At 65.1% G+C, this 15,252-nt stretch carries 18 protein-coding genes; 3 read left to right on the top strand and 15 right to left on the bottom strand.

The window, feature by feature from the left end:
- Nucleotides 1-3 precede the first annotated feature (3 nt).
- The 14 genes from ACM1PE_RS25455 to ACM1PE_RS25390 form a co-directional block, all read right to left on the bottom strand.
- Entirely contained in the window at nucleotides 4-2,898 is a 2,895-nt protein-coding gene (locus ACM1PE_RS25455; protein WP_003454755.1) for a conjugative transfer ATPase, read from the bottom strand.
- A complete protein-coding gene (locus ACM1PE_RS25450) occupies nucleotides 2,898-3,332 on the bottom strand; it encodes a TIGR03751 family conjugal transfer lipoprotein (RefSeq protein ID WP_033873709.1) in 435 nt (144 codons plus the stop codon). Before ACM1PE_RS25450 ends, ACM1PE_RS25455 begins: the two co-directional genes overlap by 1 nt.
- The gene (locus tag ACM1PE_RS25445) at nucleotides 3,313-4,779 is read right to left on the bottom strand and encodes a TIGR03752 family integrating conjugative element protein (protein WP_003454772.1); all 1,467 of its coding nucleotides are present in this window, start codon (nucleotides 4,777-4,779) and stop codon (nucleotides 3,313-3,315) included. The genes ACM1PE_RS25450 and ACM1PE_RS25445 overlap by 20 nt, the downstream gene beginning before the upstream one ends.
- Nucleotides 4,769-5,689: a TIGR03749 family integrating conjugative element protein gene (locus ACM1PE_RS25440; RefSeq protein ID WP_003454777.1), complete on the bottom strand. Its 921-nt coding sequence runs from the start codon at nucleotides 5,687-5,689 to the stop codon at nucleotides 4,769-4,771. Before ACM1PE_RS25440 ends, ACM1PE_RS25445 begins: the two co-directional genes overlap by 11 nt.
- Nucleotides 5,686-6,378 carry a PFL_4703 family integrating conjugative element protein gene (locus tag ACM1PE_RS25435; protein WP_003454780.1) on the bottom strand — a complete coding sequence of 231 codons (693 nt, stop codon included), beginning with the start codon at nucleotides 6,376-6,378 and terminating at the stop codon, nucleotides 5,686-5,688. Before ACM1PE_RS25435 ends, ACM1PE_RS25440 begins: the two co-directional genes overlap by 4 nt.
- Entirely contained in the window at nucleotides 6,375-6,803 is a 429-nt protein-coding gene (locus tag ACM1PE_RS25430) for a TIGR03750 family conjugal transfer protein (RefSeq protein ID WP_003454784.1), read from the bottom strand. The genes ACM1PE_RS25435 and ACM1PE_RS25430 overlap by 4 nt, the downstream gene beginning before the upstream one ends.
- A 12-nt stretch (nucleotides 6,804-6,815) precedes the next feature.
- A complete protein-coding gene (locus ACM1PE_RS25425; RefSeq protein ID WP_003454787.1) occupies nucleotides 6,816-7,193 on the bottom strand; it encodes a TIGR03745 family integrating conjugative element membrane protein in 378 nt (125 codons plus the stop codon).
- Between the two features lie 21 nt (nucleotides 7,194-7,214).
- Nucleotides 7,215-7,454 carry a TIGR03758 family integrating conjugative element protein gene (locus tag ACM1PE_RS25420; protein WP_003454790.1) on the bottom strand — a complete coding sequence of 80 codons (240 nt, stop codon included), beginning with the start codon at nucleotides 7,452-7,454 and terminating at the stop codon, nucleotides 7,215-7,217.
- On the bottom strand, nucleotides 7,451-7,858 hold the full coding sequence (locus tag ACM1PE_RS25415; RefSeq protein WP_003454792.1) for an RAQPRD family integrative conjugative element protein: 408 nt from the start codon (nucleotides 7,856-7,858) through the stop codon (nucleotides 7,451-7,453). Before ACM1PE_RS25415 ends, ACM1PE_RS25420 begins: the two co-directional genes overlap by 4 nt.
- A gap of 205 nt (nucleotides 7,859-8,063) precedes the next feature.
- Complete coding sequence (locus ACM1PE_RS25410; RefSeq protein ID WP_003454794.1) at nucleotides 8,064-8,540, bottom strand: Mov34/MPN/PAD-1 family protein; 477 nt, start codon at nucleotides 8,538-8,540, stop codon at nucleotides 8,064-8,066.
- Nucleotides 8,528-10,156 carry a ThiF family adenylyltransferase gene (locus tag ACM1PE_RS25405; protein WP_003454796.1) on the bottom strand — a complete coding sequence of 543 codons (1,629 nt, stop codon included), beginning with the start codon at nucleotides 10,154-10,156 and terminating at the stop codon, nucleotides 8,528-8,530. Before ACM1PE_RS25405 ends, ACM1PE_RS25410 begins: the two co-directional genes overlap by 13 nt.
- Entirely contained in the window at nucleotides 10,153-11,295 is a 1,143-nt protein-coding gene (locus tag ACM1PE_RS25400; protein WP_003454798.1) for a CBASS cGAMP synthase, read from the bottom strand. Before ACM1PE_RS25400 ends, ACM1PE_RS25405 begins: the two co-directional genes overlap by 4 nt.
- Nucleotides 11,289-12,290 carry a CBASS cGAMP-activated phospholipase gene (locus ACM1PE_RS25395; protein WP_003454800.1) on the bottom strand — a complete coding sequence of 334 codons (1,002 nt, stop codon included), beginning with the start codon at nucleotides 12,288-12,290 and terminating at the stop codon, nucleotides 11,289-11,291. The genes ACM1PE_RS25400 and ACM1PE_RS25395 overlap by 7 nt, the downstream gene beginning before the upstream one ends.
- 5 nt (nucleotides 12,291-12,295) lie before the next feature.
- Nucleotides 12,296-12,520 (bottom strand): DUF2188 domain-containing protein, encoded by a 225-nt coding sequence (locus ACM1PE_RS25390; protein ID WP_003454802.1) that lies wholly within the window; start codon nucleotides 12,518-12,520, stop codon nucleotides 12,296-12,298.
- A gap of 276 nt (nucleotides 12,521-12,796) precedes the next feature.
- On the opposite strand from ACM1PE_RS25390, the gene ACM1PE_RS25385 reads away from it, so the two are divergent.
- Together ACM1PE_RS25385 and ACM1PE_RS25380 are read left to right on the top strand one after the other, a co-directional pair.
- Nucleotides 12,797-13,183: a helix-turn-helix domain-containing protein gene (locus tag ACM1PE_RS25385; RefSeq protein ID WP_003454804.1), complete on the top strand. Its 387-nt coding sequence runs from the start codon at nucleotides 12,797-12,799 to the stop codon at nucleotides 13,181-13,183.
- A gap of 2 nt (nucleotides 13,184-13,185) precedes the next feature.
- Nucleotides 13,186-13,332 carry a hypothetical protein gene (locus tag ACM1PE_RS25380; RefSeq protein ID WP_419341358.1) on the top strand — a complete coding sequence of 49 codons (147 nt, stop codon included), beginning with the start codon at nucleotides 13,186-13,188 and terminating at the stop codon, nucleotides 13,330-13,332.
- A 117-nt stretch (nucleotides 13,333-13,449) separates the two neighbouring features.
- On the opposite strand, the gene ACM1PE_RS25375 is transcribed toward ACM1PE_RS25380, so the two are convergent.
- Entirely contained in the window at nucleotides 13,450-14,412 is a 963-nt protein-coding gene (locus tag ACM1PE_RS25375; protein WP_374408614.1) for an IS5 family transposase, read from the bottom strand.
- On the opposite strand from ACM1PE_RS25375, the gene ACM1PE_RS25370 reads away from it, so the two are divergent.
- Nucleotides 14,367-15,230, top strand: coding sequence for an ImmA/IrrE family metallo-endopeptidase (locus ACM1PE_RS25370; protein WP_419343859.1), 864 nt, complete (start codon nucleotides 14,367-14,369; stop codon nucleotides 15,228-15,230). The genes ACM1PE_RS25375 and ACM1PE_RS25370 overlap by 46 nt on opposite strands.
- Nucleotides 15,231-15,252 lie beyond the last annotated feature (22 nt).

Below are 15,252 nucleotides of genomic sequence, written 5' to 3'. Positions count from 1 at the left end.
CCGTCACGCCAGCGCATCGAGCACCAGCGGCTCGATGCTGCGGGCGCGGTCGATCTTCTCGGCGATCTTGAAAGCGGCGTCCAGTTCGCCGATGCCGTACTGCTGCATCAACTGGAAACGCTCGGCCTTCTCTTCCGGCTCGGTCTGAGCCAGCGCCAGGTACAGGCTGGGCGGCACCGCGCGGAATAGCACTTCCATGCTCTTGGAAAGGATCACGCCCTCGCTGAACTTGCCGGCCTCCTTGCGGGCCGACAGCATCAGCGCCTTCTGCGCCGCGTTCAGCTCGCGAAAGCGCGCGATCTTCTCCACCTCGTCGGGCGGCATCGAGAGGCAGATCCACCACTCGATCATGTTGAGCATGGGCTCGGCGGCCTTGGGCAGGTCGTCGATGTTCTGCGTCGCCAGCCAGTACCAGGCGCCGAGCTTGCGCCACATCTTCGTGATCTTGACGACGTAGGGCGCAAGCAGCGGGTTCTTGGTGATGATGTGCCCCTCGTCCGTCACGTTGATGATCGGCCGGCCGAGGAACTGGTCGCGCTCGGCGATGTTGTTGACCGTGTTGATAAGGCTGATGTAGGCGATGGAAAGCTGCGCGTTGTAGCCCTCGCGTGCGAAGGTCGCCAGATCGACGATGGTGATGTCGGCCTCGGGCCAGGGCGTGCCGGGCCGGTCGAACATCTCGCCGTCCACGCCCTGGCAGAACATATCCATCGCGTCGGCCATTTCCAGCAGCCGCGCGCGCCGCACCTCGGGTAGTGCCGTATCGCGGGCGCGCTCGCGCAGCGCATCGCGCACGTCGCGCGTCAGGACGGTGCGCTGGTTGGCCACGCAACGCTGGGCCGCATCGAGGATGCACTGGCGGATCAGGCTGCGGTCGGCGCGCGTCATGCGCGCCTCTTCCTTGTCCTCGCCACCGGTGATCATCAGCCGCGCGGTGATTTCCAGCTCGCCGAGCACGTCGCGCTGCTCGTCCACTTCGTCGCTGCGGCTCGCCGCCTGCGCTGCGGGCTCCTGGTCCTCGTCCAGCGCATCGGCATCCAAGGTCTGCACCTGGCTGGGCGTATCGACCAGCCGGTGCGCGTCGGCGAACGGCGCGAGACTGACGCCGGCGCCGGGCGCGAGCTTCACGCGATGCACCTTGAGGCCGAGCCGCGTGGCGAAGTCGCCGAACAGACCGTAGCTATTGCCAGCCTCCACGATGAACAGCCTCGGCCGATAGATGGCCGTGACCTGGTTCAAGATGTTGTTGAGCGTTGCCGACTTGCCAGAGCCGGTCGGCCCGAACAGGAACAGGTGCGCGTTCATCTGGCGGTCGAGCCGGTTCAAGGGATCGAAGGTGATCGGCCCGCCGCCGCGGTTGAAGAACGTGATGCCCGGATGCCCCGTGCCCTGGCTGCGGCCCCACACCGGCGCAAGGTTCGCGGCGTGCTGCGCGAACATCAGTTGCGTGTACCACTGGCGCTTGTCCAGCGCCGGATCGAACACGCACGGGAGCCAGCGCAGGTAGCTGTTCAGCGGCGCCACCTCGTCTTCCTCGCGCACCGGCTGCAGACCGGCGTTGAGCATGACGTTGACCAGTTGCAGGCCGCGGGCGTCGAGCTGCGCCAGGTCGCGCCCGCGCAGGTAGAAGGCGAGCGCGCCGCGGTACAGCTTGTGCGCGCTGCCGATCAGCCCGCGCGCTTCCTGCACGTCGCGGCGTGTCTGCTCCGAGGCCAGCGTCTCGCCGACCGACTTCTTGCTCAGGTGGTTCAGGTGAGCTTCGAGCACGTCCTGCGGCGTCGCGACGACCGTCAGGCACATCACCGTGTCCTCGGGCATCTGGTCGAACAGCGCATTGACCGCATCGCCGCCCTTGCGGGTTTCGCCGGTGACGTGGCCGGTGGCGGGCGGCATGCGCAGCCGGTCCATCACGATGACCCGGTGCGGCATGCCGTCGAACACCCAGGTGCCGTTCGCCATGTCCGAGCGCGGCTGGCCGAAGAACAGGCGGTGCGCGAAGTCCCCGCTGGCCAGCTCGATCTCGCCTTGCTCGGTTTCCTCGGGGTAACGGGTCAGCTCGTAGAAGCGCTCGCGGTCATCGGCGCTGGGGCCGAGCAGCGTCGGGTGCGGGTTGAACCAGCGCAGCAGCCAGTCGTGGATGTCGTCGGCCGCCATGCGCCGGGACTTCACGCCCGCGTTGGCGAGGCCGCCCACGAGCCGGTCGCAGATCGTCGTCAGTGCCTGCTCGGGCGACTGACCGCGCCGCGATGCGGTCGTAGCGCTCGCACGCCGGTAGACCACCATGCGCACGCGCCGCACCTGGCCGCGCCACGGCAGGCGCGTCACCGTCGTGTCCTCGAACAGGCCGCCGGGCTTGGCGATGGCGCGCAGGTGATGGCCGAAGAAGCGCAGGTAGAAGTCGGTGAAGGCGCTGTCCTGGGCGCGCGGCCGAACGTAGTCGGCCAGCCCGCGCAGGTAGTTGTCCCAGCTCGATTCGTCCTGGGCATAGAGCTGCACCACCCAGGGGTTCTCGTCGAGTTCGTCGAAGGAGTCCTGCAGTGCGTTCTCCAGCGCATCGCGCGCCTGCCACAGCCAGGCCATCTCGCGGCCCTCGGTGCCCACCGGCGCCAGCTCGAAGAAGCCCGCCACCGACTGGCCGTCTTCCAGCAGCATGCTCTTGGAACCCGGCAGGTACTCCACCCAAGGCAGCAGGTCGGCGAAGGACGGCGCCACACCGTAGAGCGCCTGCTGGTCCGCCTCGGTAGCAGGACGGTGCAGCCGGTCATCCGCGACGGTGCCCGGCTCCGGGATGCCGTGTGCCGCCAGTGTCGTCACATGCCGCGACCAGGCATCCTCGTCGTGCAGCTCAGGGCCAGCCGATGCGAGGGCCTTGCGCGGCCAGGGCAAGGTCCAGGCCATCAGTAGTCCTCCAGGCGTTCGCCGGGCATGGCGTACTGGACCCTCTGATACAGGGGAAAGACGGTGGTGTAGCCAGGCACTGGCACCGGATCGCTGCCAGCCAGGTGCGGGAACACGTACATGACCAGATCGGGGTTGGGGAGCCGGTGGAACTGGCGGTAGATCTCGTTGGCCGCGGTGCGCGTGTAGGCGGTAGCGGCGGCGGGCGCCGCATGCACGTCGGCCTCCGTCAGCGGCCGGCGCAGGCCCTGGCGTGCATCGAGCAGTTGCCGCGCCGCTTGCCCGCCGCCGGCACTGCCGCCCGTCTCCTGGTTCCACACGTCGAGCATGGTGTAGTCGCCGTGCGGGAGTACCTTGTCCTTGCTGGTGGCGCAGCCGCCCAGCACCACGACCGCGCACAGCACCACGGCCGATTCAATCCAAATCCGACGCATGCTTGCCTCCGATGCGGTGATTGACCCGGCGCCCCTTGGCGTCGTAGTCGATGTTGAGCGGCTGCTCCAGGTGCACGGCGACCTTGGCGCCGGGGCGCACGTAGACGGCGGCGAAGGCCTGCCCGTAAAGCTTGTTGACCCAATCGGCCATGTCGCGCACACCGCCGGCCAGGATGCGGCCCATGGCCTCGTTGCCGGTAATGCCCACCGTGCCGAGCGAGCCGTTGCTGTTGGCGACCACGGCCACGCTGCCGTTGTCCGACTTGATGAGGGAGGCCGCACCGGCACCGGCCGCGGTGATGAGGGCCTGCGAACCGAGGTACTGCTGCGCGTTGCTGCGCCGTTCCCCGCTGACGCAGGGGACGCCGTAGGGGTCGCTGATCCAGCCCAGGCCGCCGTGCGTGGTGCTGTTCGCGTTGCCGCCCGAGCCGCCGTTCTGGTTGCGGTTGCCGTCCTCCGGCATGGTGCGCACCGTGCCGTCGTTGAAGACGAACGTCACCGAGCGGATTTGCCCGCGCACGCAGGAAAGCGTCCAGTCGCCCGAGGCCGTGCCGCTGACCACCGCGCCCGCCACGTCGGGAATGTCGATGCCGTTGGCGGTGAGGTTGTCCGGGCCGATCAGCACCTTGAAGGGGTACGGGTCGTTGACCGTGCCGTCGATCGGCACGCGGCCGATCAGCGCGGTCATCGCGATGGAGCCCATCAGCGTCGAGTTCGACGGCACCGTGTAGACCGGCTTGGACGACGTGCCCACGGCGCGGCTGCCTGCATCCGCGACGGTGCTGGCCACGTTGTCGGCCGTGTCGGAAAGCGTCTTCTGCGCCGGCCCGAAGCTGGTCGGAAAGTTCAGGCCGCCGCTGCTGCCGTTCTTCGCCGAAGGCTTCGCATCGTCCGGTTCCACCCAGCGCGTGCCGCTGGTGCTGCGCGCGGCGCCGCCCTGGCTGCCGCTGAAGCCCTTGCCGTCGCCGTCCTCCAGGCCGAGCCCGACCGGCAGATCGGCCTGGCCGCCCTTGCCGGAAAGCCCATCCAGGCGCCGCTGCAGGTCTTGCAGCAGGCCCTGGGTCTGCTGGCGGTCGCCGGCCAACTGCTCGCGGTCCTGCTGCAGGCGGCCGCGTTCACCATCCAGCGCGGACTGGATGCGCTGGTCGATCGCGCTTTCCCGCGCGCGCATACGCTCGTTCTCGCTCTTCTGGTTCTTGTTGTCGTTGAGCGCCGTCTGCAGCTCGTTGCGCAACTGCTTGACCTGGGCCACCAGTGTGGCAACGGTATCGCGCGGCGTGTCGCCCTCGATGCCCAGCGCCTTCATCTCTTCGGGCGTGAGCGAGTTGGCGCTGCCGGCCGGAACGGGCTTGGCGCCGCGATCCCCGGAGAACATCTTGATGCCGACGAACAGCAGCACCAGCGCCATCGGGATCAGCAGCCACTTCAGGAGGGGGTTACTTTTCATGGCGGGCACCTCCTTCGGCCTGGCCGGCCGCCGCGGCCGGCGGCAGGTTCACCGTCGCGTCGATCGGTGAGAGCTTGGGCAGCAGCGACTCGGCCAGGCCGTGGCCACGGGTCACGAGGTAGACCACCGTGGTGTCGGCGGCGCGGCCGGCCGGCGCCAGATTCGGGTGCTGGAAGGTCGCGGCGAGAAAGTCGCCCTGCAGCGCGCGGGGATCGAGGTCGAGCCAGCGCCCGGAGGCGTTGGTGAGCTTCACCGCCGTCACCCACTGGTCTTCGAGCCGCCAAGCGGCCAGCGCCTGCGCACGCACCGGCAGTGTGGGCAGCAAGGTGGAAAGCTCCAGCCCACGGCGCAGATTGACGCGGCCGAGGCCGGGAACGGGCTCCACGGTGCGCAGCGGCGCGTAGAGGTTCTGCGCCGCATAGCGCGTGAGCACAACCGCCACCGGCGTGGCGCGCTTCGCTGCGGGTACGGTGCGCTCCGCATCGTCGTCCGCCGGCTTGGCCGGCTCGCCGTAGCGCGTCGCCGGCACGTCGCCTTCGACGATGCGCACGGGTTCGAGTGCAGGCTGGCCCGCCTTCGCCGGCTCGGCCGCGATGTCCAGCAGGATCAGCGCGCCCGACTCCACGTCCTGCAGTTGCAGCCGTGTGGGCGGGATCGGCGCGCTCGCGCGCAGGTAGATCGCGCCACCAGCGCTCTGCACGCGCAACTGCTCGCCAACCGTGGGCGGCACACCGATGCGCACGTTGCGCTCGATGAACACCACGCGCTCCTGGCCGACCACCAGCGGCACCGCCAGCGGCAGGCGCTCCCAGCGCAGGATTTCGACGGCATGGGCCGCAGGCACGAAGGCCAGGCACAGCAGCAGGCCAGCCAGGGCCGCCGCAGATGAACGCTTCACGAGGGACTTCATGGGGTGTCTCCCTGCAAGTTGGAGCCGGCGCTTGCGGCCCGGCCGGGCGGCGCCGCAGGCGGCGGGGTCTCGATGCGCTCCGGCGCGCGTGCATGGCAGTCCAGCGCCAGGCCGAAGGGGTTGCGCTCGGGGTCCACGTCCATGCGCACAACCTTGAGTGCATAGCGCACGAGCGCGCGCTTGACCTGCTCGGCGCCCAGGTACTCGTCGGCGCTCACGTCCAGCGTGACGATCCAGTTGTTGGCCGACACGGTGCGCACGCGCATGGCCGGCTCGTCGCCGTAGCCGCGGCCGGGAATCTCGTAGATGCCGCGCACGCGCTGGCGTAGCTCGCCGTTGCTGCGCCGGAATTCGTAGTCCTGCTGCAGGAAGGCACGGCAGCTCGGCGTGAAGTACGCAGACAGTGCATGCAGGTTGCGCGGGTAGTCCTGCTCGCCATTGGTCGGCCAGCGCTGGGCCTGCTGCCAAATGTAGAAGGTGAAGGCGTAGACGCTCTCCGGCGGCACGTCCCACCACTTGCGCGTGCTGCCCGAGCGCAGGTCGGGTGGCACGTGGATGGTCAGGCTCTTGGGTGCGCTCCACCAGCCGAAGCCGAGCAGCAGCGCCACGACGAACAGTGCGGCGCCAGCCAGGCGCAAGGTCTTCACATGCGCCTGCAGGTGCGCGACCTCGTTCTTGAATCGGCTCATGGTCTACCTCGACGCAGGGACGGATCGGGCCGCAGGCGCCGCGTGGACCACCAGCCCGACCGGGTGATGAGCTGGCCCCCGCCCGCATGCGCAGCCAGCGCGGGGTAGCGCAGCGCGAGGCGCCACTGGAGCTGGCGGTACAGCCAGGTGTCGGGCCGGCCGCGCTTCCACCGCCGCAGCAGGCCGCCGCCCACGAAGACACCGACACCGATGCCGGCGACGATCAGCGTGGGCACCATCGCGATGCTGTGCGTCAGCCAGGCCAGCGGTACGCCGGCCACGAGACCGGCCGCGCCGGACAGCCCGGCGCAGACCCACAGCTCGTCGGCCGTGAGCCCGCGCACGACCACAGGGTGGCGGTTGAGGCGGTGCGGCAGGAAGGTCACGAGCCCGTCGCGCGACGGACTCTCCAGGGCGCCGGCCATCGTTGCCGGGCCTTACAGGACGCCGGTAGCCTTGGTCAGCAGCCAGATGCCGACGACCAGCAGGATCGCGCCCACCGCGACGGTCAACCCGAACTGCCCCCACGTTGCGCGGCCGGTGTGGATCTCGGCGTAGCGCGTGTAGGCGTGGTAGCAGACGCCGACGAACATCGAGGCGACGACGAGCAGCGCGATCAGCAGCACGATGTCGTAGCCGTAGTTTTGCAGCGTCTGCATGATGCCGCTGCCGGTGCCGCGCGACGGGTCTTCCAGCGTGGGAAGGTCGGCGAACGACGGCAGCGGCGTGGCGGCGATGCCCAGCGGGATCAGCAGCGCGGCGATGCGCGCGGCGGGCCGCGACGTGGGACGGCGAGAAGTAGCGGGAGCGTTCATGGCGAAGTACCTTTCATGGGGTCAGGACAGGAGGAAAAAGCCCAGCACCAGGTACATCGCGACGAAGCGCACGATGACGCCGAGGAACTGGCGTTGGGTCAGGTGGTGCTCGGCCCAGCCGACATAGGCAGTGCGCATCGCCCACACGCCCCACAGCAGCAGGATGGCGAAGACGAAGCCGAGCACGACGGTGGAGACGGCCCCGGGCGCGAAGCCGCCGTTGGCCGTGAAGGCGGCGACCTGATCGGCGGAAGGCGTCATGGCGACGGCGCCTCCTTGGGCGACGTCGCAGGCGCCGCGTTACTGCGCGTGTAGTCACCGGCCAGCGGCACGGGATCACGCGGCTGGGCGCGTTGCGGAACGAGGTAGTCGCGCACGCCGGTGCGCACGCGCTCCAGGTCGGCGCGCAGCCGCGCGTAGTCGAAGTGGTAGCGGGCGCGCTCCTGCGGCGCGGTGGTGGCGGCGTGCTCGGCGAGGCGGTCCAGCAGTTCGAGCTGGCGCGTTACCGCGGCGAGCATCTCGCGCTCCGCAGCGTTGTCGGAGGCGTCAGCGGCGATGGCGGGCTGCAATCCGGCAGCGGCAAGCAGCAGCGCGGCAACACGCACGGCCCAGGGTGCCTCGACGGCGAAGCGCCGAACCTGCGCGGGATTGCGAGTGGTTTCCATCGAGCCGTTCTCCGAGGGATGCGGATGGCTCGATGCTCAAACGGCCGGTCTTCCGGCGCCGCAATCAATCGGAACCGGCCAGCCACCGCTTTCCGCGGCAAACTCCGCTGCAGAGGAAGGAATTTCCCCGATGACGTCGTCTTTAATGCACTACCGTCTGAGTGGAGGTGCAAGTCAAGACGATGATGGTTGTTGCGCTAGTGCTCTACTCCACGGGGAAGAATATCGACCCTTCGCCTGATCTCGGCACCAACTCTGCATACAGAGATCTACGCCCGATGATGACAGCGAGCACTGGCCGCTTGTCCCGACGCTGCGCTGCCAACAAAGTCCATTCAGATCTGTCAAGGCTAGAAGGCTGGGGATGGTCTTCCGGGTGGGTATGCCATTCGCCTAAATAGCGGACAGTTCCCTGACTCGCCGTCCATCGCGACAACGCAATAGCCTCATGACCAAACGGCATCCGCTCGAACAGATAGCGAAACCGCTTGTCCCACGCGGTAGGAACCGTCGCCTGCTCAATGAGCAAATGGGCTCCATGTACAGAACCAAGCAAGAGTCCGCCCGCTTCGCAGTCGGCATCACTAGCCTGGATATGCTGACTGAATGTCTCCAGCGTCTGGGTCGAAAAATGCAGCAACCTGCTCTTGTCGCCAGTTGCCCAGGACCCTAGGAATTGCATAGAGGGCAATCATGATCTCGCAGAGGATCGCAGTCAGGCGTGGCCAGATGATGGGTCTGGTCGATCAGCCGGGTCCGCAATGCAGGAGAGTGGACGCCCTTGACCCAATCAAGGGCCATCTCAGCACCCAAGCTGGCTGCCTGCACCGACACCGAAGCCGGAAATGGCACATACAAGCCCTCGCACCCGTGGCCTGCCAAGATGTTAGGCAGAGCATCAATGGTCGAGCGAAGTTCGCCTCTTCTGTGGCTCTGCCATAGGCATCGGTAGCACGCACCCGATGCGTTCGTTCTCAGGAGCGCACGCACAGCCGTTCCCGGCCCTTCGATCCAAACAGAAAGCATGGGCGTGGGAGCCCTGTAGCGGCCGCACAGCCAATGCCCGAGGGATTCTTCGCCGGTGGCATCGATGAGTAGGTCCAGCTTTCCCAGTTGGGCCTGTCTCACGTCCACGGGGAGCGCATGAACCTCGACGCCTGGCGACAAGCGCTTGAGTTCCTTCGCCATCGCCTCAGCCTTGTTCGACAACAGGTCCGGGAAGCCGAGCCGATGCCGTCCGATGTTCTGTGGAAGGAGGCCATCAAAATCCACCAGCGTGAGTTTCCCTCCGCATGATCCTGCCCCGGCCTTGACCAGCATGTCCGAGAGGTATCCGCCGATCGTGCCGCAACCCACAAGTGCGATTCGTTTCCCCGCCAACGTTTTCGACTTGGGGATGTTGCGCTGGGCCAGATACCGGTCATCGATCCTGATCACTGAGACGGGCATTACCTTCAGCCCAAAACTCGAATCCCTGCGATCAGCAAGCTTGGTCTTTTGACTCACTTGGTGGTCAAAGAGCACGGCAAAGCCGTAGGTCATCAGTGGCGATTCGATGATGATCAGGACGCCATTTGCTTTTTTGCTTTGCCCTTCCTTGATTCGTTCGTGAATCTTGCGCCGACACCGTGGGTCCAGGGTGCTTTGCCAAGCCAAGACGTCCCCCACCGTTTCGGGGGGCCAGTGGCTGGTTAGTGGGCGGGGTTGCGCGGTGGTCTTGACCCGGTATGTCAGCACCGTTTTATCAGTGACCTGGTAGCCGAGTGAATGCAACTTTCTTGTTGTTCGATCTTCGTTGTCGGTGATGAACCAGAGTGGATTCCCATTGGCTTGCGCAACGATACAGTTTTGTCGCCCCAGATCTTCGCCTTGCATGTCCACAAAACAAAGCCAGCCGTTCCAGTAGGCAAAGAACTCTTCGGCGAGATCTTCGATCATCTCGCCCTTCAAGATCTGCCCGAGCACCGCTGCCGCCCGTTGCAGGCACGCCAAGGACTGCCCTACAGGATCGTAGATGTCCAGCACGACAGTTCCCTTGGCCAGATAGCAAAGGCCGCCCTCCGCGCCAAGATGAGGAACTGCATTGGGCAGTTCAGGCGGAATTTCGAGCAGCCGAATGCGAGGCAGGTCGAAGAAGGTAGGGTCGAGCTGAACCTCACATGGAATGCCATCGTCCGCGCCGCACGGGATCAACGGCCCCCTCAGCTTGAACCAGCCGTCGTCCGTCTTGCCGACAAACTCGAAGCCTTGCAGCCTGAAGGCTTCGACCACATCGGAGACCACGGCGACGCTGCTCATCCGGCCTTCGTGCGCCCGACCAATTCGCTCGGACCAGCCGTAGCCGGCGCTGCGGCAATGGTGGCGACAACGGATACCACCTTGACCCGGTCCGGCTCGTTCGGAAAACGCGGACCGAATTCGCCTTGCATCCAGACGCAGGCCTGTGAAGGGCTGCCGGCGTTGGTGGCTCCGCGCAGCACTTTTTCGAATGCTTCGAACGCTTTCGCAGCCTCTTCGACGCCCTCTTTACCAAGGCGTGCAGTAAGCGACTCCGACTCATCAACGGGGTTGTTCACCCCCGCGCGCAGCCGGGCCGGCAATGCCGCGACGACATCCAGCAACGCCAGGTCGTCGCGCCGATCCCGCTTCTCGAATAGCGGAGCCGCAGCGGCCATCAACAGAATCGAAGCCGGTCCACCGCTCGACCACCGCCAATCGCGAAACGCCTTCAAGTAGCGAATCACGCGGCGGAACTGTTCGCCCTTGGCCTCCACCTCGCCCAAAAACCATTCCTTCACAGGCCTGGGGTCGGAGGGCATCCAGTTGCACTCGCGGTGAGCCAGGAGCACTTTATCAGCGGGCAATGCCGTCCAGGCATCCCGCTCTGCCATGTTCACCGCCTCCGTCAGCGAGTCATAGCCGTATCGCTCCATCGAGGCTTTCGCGAGCGTGACGAATTCTTCGTCGGGGATGGCGTACAACGGAATGTCGATGTGGGCATAGGCCGCAATGACAATCCGGATGCATGTCGGCTTGTCGGTGACAAGCTTCCAGTGCTTCTCCTCGACCAACAGCCTCAAGGCTTCTTCAGCAGCTGCAAAGAACACCGTTGTGGCCCTGCTGGGACGCTTCGTCTGCGAGACAAAACTCAACGGCAGATAGCAACCATCATCGACATCCGCCTGCTGGGGCCGTTGTGCCGGGCCGTTCAAGGTCTTGTACGCCCACGATCCTTGCGTGAAGAAGCGTGGCTGAGGCACGTCGTCCGTGTACCCGCGTTCGCGCAGCACGCGCGGAATTCCGGTGCGAAGGCAGTTCCTGACATCATTTCGGGCGCTGGCGATCCAGGCTCGTTGCTCGGGCGACAGATCCAGCTCGTCATGCATGCAGGATTCGTCATCGACGGTGGTAAAGAAAAGCGGGCTCAGGTTCAGCATTCGGCCTCCGGCACATTCTTGTTGGGGCCGTGATAGAAGGTGGGTGCGCCGGCCTGGTGCGCTCGAAACGGTTGGAAAAGAGGGTCGCCAAGCGCGCGCTGCGCTGCATGATTGCCGCGGTCCTTCAGCGTATTCGTGGCGCCGATGGAAACCCGGTCCAGCGCCTTTACGTCCTTGCTTTGATCGGGCGTGGCCTTGTCGTCGATCTGGAAGTAGTTGCTACCCAACGACTGGCGCAGCATGTAGTCCACCGACGACTCCTGGGCAGAGATCACCAGATCGAACAGCCCTCCGCGCCACTTGCCGAATCCGCGGTCGAGGCTGGCGCCGCCACGGACGGTTGCACCGATCGTCATCGTGCCGATGGACAGCACCCGGACCAGTGCATTCTGTTTCGGCGCGAGGAACGTATTGACTTCGTGCAGCCCGAACAGTCCTGGCGCATTGCCGACCAGTCCTCCATCCGCAAAGACGCCACGATCGTTGCGCGCTAGCGGAAAGTAAACGGGCGCAGCGGCGGTCGCCAACGCCACATCCACGATCCTCATGCGGTGGTCCATCTCAAATGAGGGATGGTGAGGCGTTTTGAAGAACTGGCCGCGCCCCGTCGAGTAGTTGACGGCTGGCACGAGAACGCGGTGCTTCAAGTTGCCGATCGTGGCGTCTTGAAAGCGCTCGGTCAGCACGCCCCGCAACCCTGCGGAGTCGTGCTTGGCGGTCAACCAGAAGCCCAGAAGGCGCCGAGCGAGACTTCGGCAACCAAAGATGCGGGAGCCCTGTCGTTCGAACAAGGCTTTGAGTTCAATGGCGGGGATTTCCGCGGCCAGCCCCAAGGCCAGCATCCCGCCTGCAGAGGTGCCGCAGATCAGGTCGAAGTGCGAAGCGATGGGGCGGCCTAGCACGGCTTCAAGCTCGGCAAGAACCGTCGCTGTGTACAAGCCGCGATAGCCGCCCCCAGACAGGGCGAGCACATGGTAGGTGGGCACGCCCATCATGGCACTCAGCCCTTCGGCGGGAAGGAGTCGTTACCGTGGCTGTCCTTGTCACGGATGCGACCGTCCGGACGGTGGATGACCAGTTCGGACTGCTGGTTGCGTGCGATGTCCCGCGCCGCGTCAATGGCCTGCTGCTGCGTATCGTGCACGGAGGTTGCCCGTTGATTGCCGGCACCCTTGACGGCCCAACCGTCCTGGTGAGGAACTACATGCTGATTTTTGCCTGTCATGGCGAATTTCCTAAAGTTGAACCATCGAGACCCCGGCCAGCCGGCCGGGTTGCCAATGACCACCGGTTGAAGCAAAATTCGTTGCTCTTGCAGACAACGGGCGAGTCAAGCCAAATCAACTTGCTGCAGTCGTAGAACTCACTTCTGTTGTCTGGCTGGACAACAATGTATCAGACTTGGTGCCAAGCTGCAAATGGTGGGCTTGGTGCCGCAGAACGCAACTGCTTCGGACCGGACACACACCGTTGTCCGCCGCAGCCACAAGGAACGGAACGGATGTCACAAACAGGCCTGGGCGTCGCCCTCAAGACGCTACGCGAGCGCAGAACCCTCTCATTGCGCGAAATCGGTCAACTGTCTTCGGTGGACCATGCCTATGTCCACCGGCTGGAGTCCGGCGAAAAGACAAATCCGTCAGTGGACTTAGTCGAGAAGCTGCTGAAGGTTCTCAAACCAGGTGAAAGAGATGCTGCGCTGGTGATGTGGCTTGTCGACCATGCGGAGGCCGATCCCCGCCTTGTTGAATTCGTGCTGAACGATCCTTCCATCAGCATCGACATCTTTTCGGCTGCAGCAGGCGTGAGGCATCGTGGAAATACAAGGCCCGATCCCGCGACACTGATCGCCCGGATACAGCGAGCATTCGAGGACGAGGACGACTGAATATGGATGAAGCGGATGTCACACAGAAAGCACGGGCCTTTGTTGCGAAGGTTGATGTGTCCGGCATCCGAGAAGACCTGACGCCCTATGTGGTCGCGGCCAACGCCAAAGTCAAGAAAGAGGAGCTTAGGGCTGCGCTGAACAAGTAGCCGAATTGAGTGGCCCGCTGCGCAAAGGGTTGCCGACGCGGGCAAGCGGCGCGATTCGACCGCGTTCGCTGGACATACCAGCCGTGCTCGCGCACCCACCGTGCGCAACGGACGCACTCATACCGCGAGGCGCTGACGCGCCAGGTAGATGTTGGCCAGACCCAGCACCACGAACGAGCGCGTGGCGTTCTTGGCCAGGCCCCGGTAGCGCACCTTGGCAAAGCCCCAGAGCCGTTTGACCACAGCGAAGACGTGTTCGACCCGGGCGCGGACCTTGGACTTGTTGTGGTTTCTGGAGCGCTCGGCCTCGTCGATATCGCCACCCCTGCGCACGCGCTGGTTGGTGAAGTCCTTGGCCTTGGGGGCCTTCGATTCGATCAATGACTTCTGGCTGGCGTAGGCACTGTCGCCATACACACGCTGCTCATTGCCGTGCAGCAGATCGGGCAGCGGGTGCTTGTCGTGCACGTTGGCTGCTGTCACCACAGCGCTGTGCGCCAGCCCGGTGCGGCTGTCCACGCCGATGTGCATCTTCATCCCGAAATACCACTGCTGGCCCTTGCGCGTCTGGTGCATCTCGGGGTCGCGCTGCTTGTCCGCGTTCTTGGTGGAACTGGGCGCGCCGATGATGGTGGCGTCCACGATGGTGCCGGTGCCCACCTTCAAGCCTCGCGCCTGCAGCACCTCCCCCACTTTGGCAAACAATGCCTCGCCCAGTTTGTGCTGCTCCAGCAGGCGGCGAAACTTCAACAGCGTGGTCCCGTCAGGCACACGCTCCCGCCCCAGATCGATGCCCACAAAGCGGCGCAGCGCCGTGCTGTCGAGCAGGGCCTCTTCGCAGGCTTCATCGGCCAGGTTGAACCAGTGCTGCACGAAGTACATCCGCAGCATGCGTTCGAGCCCGATCGGTGGGCGCCCGTTGCCGGCTTTGGGGTAGTGAGGTTCGATGACCGAGCACAGCGCCTGCCACGGCACGATCTGTTCCATCGTCGCCAGGAACGCATCGCGCTTGGTCGGCTTACGGTAGGGCTCGAATCCGTCGCCTTGATCGGCTGCCATCGCCAGGGTCAGTTGCTTCATCTTCACCTTCTTGTCTCGGGTGCATCAATACATGCAAACCTCGCGCCACCCCTGGACTTGTTCAGCGTAGCCTTAGTGAGGGGGAGTCCGGCTACACGATCACCAAGCCGAATGGCAAGCACGTGATCACGGTGAATTCGCTGGAGACAGAAGAACGCCAACGCTTCACCATCTGCCACGAAATTGCGCATATCGTCCTTGCGCTGGAATCGAGCCACGAAGAGGTGCCGTCCTGGTCCTATGCGAAGCGGCATCCGAACGAAATCGCATGCGACACTTTCGCCGCCGAGTTGCTGATGCCGTATCAGCAATGGCTATCGCTTGTGCCCAAGGAAGAACCTTCGCTGGAGCTGATCCAGGGCATGGCGGCGCTTTTCAGCACATCATTTCCCGCCGCTGCGTCGCGGTTCGCCTCCCTCAGCGACATCCCTTGCGCCTTCGTCACCATGGAGCGCGGTGCAGTGCGCTACGCGGCACGCTCCACCAGTTTGCGACAGGCTGGGGCTTGGATATCTCCCAGGTCTGCCATTCCTGTCGGCTCTGTGGCTCACCGTCTCCGTTCTTCAGGCAGCAGTGCTGCCGACACAGATGAGGTTGCACAAGACATCTGGTTCGACAACTGGGAAAAGGGCCTCGATCTCTGGGAACTCTCCAGGCACTACGCACGTACTGACACCACGACCTCGCTGCTCTGGTTCGACAGCGACGATTTACCTGAGGTCGAAGTGAACCGCTTCGGTGTACGCGTCGAGGACGACGGTGGCTTGGCTGAACTCACTGGGCAGCTACCGTGGCCGGGACGCAGCAGGCGCCGCTGAGGCCATTTGCGTTCGTGTGTCT

It is taken from the genome of Achromobacter sp. PD1 (assembly GCF_048541815.1).
GTDB classification, from domain to species: domain Bacteria; phylum Pseudomonadota; class Gammaproteobacteria; order Burkholderiales; family Burkholderiaceae_B; genus Achromobacter; species Achromobacter bronchisepticus_A.
Note: the sequence above shows the minus strand (reverse complement) of the source record. Positions and strands in the feature narration are given on the sequence as shown.

Bases quoted from the DNA above. Each gene is read 5' to 3' on its own strand.
- ACM1PE_RS25385 (WP_003454804.1), top strand. From the start codon at position 12,797: ATGTCACAAACAGGCCTGGGCGTCGCCCTCAAGACGCTACGCGAGCGC.
- ACM1PE_RS25440 (WP_003454777.1), bottom strand. From the start codon at position 5,689: ATGAAGTCCCTCGTGAAGCGTTCATCTGCGGCGGCCCTGGCTGGCCTG.
- ACM1PE_RS25395 (WP_003454800.1), bottom strand. From the start codon at position 12,290: ATGATGGGCGTGCCCACCTACCATGTGCTCGCCCTGTCTGGGGGCGGC.
- ACM1PE_RS25390 (WP_003454802.1), bottom strand. From the start codon at position 12,520: ATGACAGGCAAAAATCAGCATGTAGTTCCTCACCAGGACGGTTGGGCC.
- ACM1PE_RS25435 (WP_003454780.1), bottom strand. From the start codon at position 6,378: ATGAGCCGATTCAAGAACGAGGTCGCGCACCTGCAGGCGCATGTGAAG.
- ACM1PE_RS25445 (WP_003454772.1), bottom strand. From the start codon at position 4,779: ATGAAAAGTAACCCCCTCCTGAAGTGGCTGCTGATCCCGATGGCGCTG.
- ACM1PE_RS25375 (WP_374408614.1), bottom strand. From the start codon at position 14,412: ATGAAGCAACTGACCCTGGCGATGGCAGCCGATCAAGGCGACGGATTC.
- ACM1PE_RS25410 (WP_003454794.1), bottom strand. From the start codon at position 8,540: ATGCAATTCCTAGGGTCCTGGGCAACTGGCGACAAGAGCAGGTTGCTG.
- ACM1PE_RS25400 (WP_003454798.1), bottom strand. From the start codon at position 11,295: ATGCTGAACCTGAGCCCGCTTTTCTTTACCACCGTCGATGACGAATCC.
- ACM1PE_RS25450 (WP_033873709.1), bottom strand. From the start codon at position 3,332: ATGCGTCGGATTTGGATTGAATCGGCCGTGGTGCTGTGCGCGGTCGTG.
- ACM1PE_RS25405 (WP_003454796.1), bottom strand. From the start codon at position 10,156: ATGAGCAGCGTCGCCGTGGTCTCCGATGTGGTCGAAGCCTTCAGGCTG.
- ACM1PE_RS25430 (WP_003454784.1), bottom strand. From the start codon at position 6,803: ATGGCCGGCGCCCTGGAGAGTCCGTCGCGCGACGGGCTCGTGACCTTC.
- ACM1PE_RS25415 (WP_003454792.1), bottom strand. From the start codon at position 7,858: ATGGAAACCACTCGCAATCCCGCGCAGGTTCGGCGCTTCGCCGTCGAG.
- ACM1PE_RS25425 (WP_003454787.1), bottom strand. From the start codon at position 7,193: ATGAACGCTCCCGCTACTTCTCGCCGTCCCACGTCGCGGCCCGCCGCG.
- ACM1PE_RS25420 (WP_003454790.1), bottom strand. From the start codon at position 7,454: ATGACGCCTTCCGCCGATCAGGTCGCCGCCTTCACGGCCAACGGCGGC.
- ACM1PE_RS25455 (WP_003454755.1), bottom strand. From the start codon at position 2,898: ATGGCCTGGACCTTGCCCTGGCCGCGCAAGGCCCTCGCATCGGCTGGC.
- ACM1PE_RS25380 (WP_419341358.1), top strand. From the start codon at position 13,186: ATGGATGAAGCGGATGTCACACAGAAAGCACGGGCCTTTGTTGCGAAG.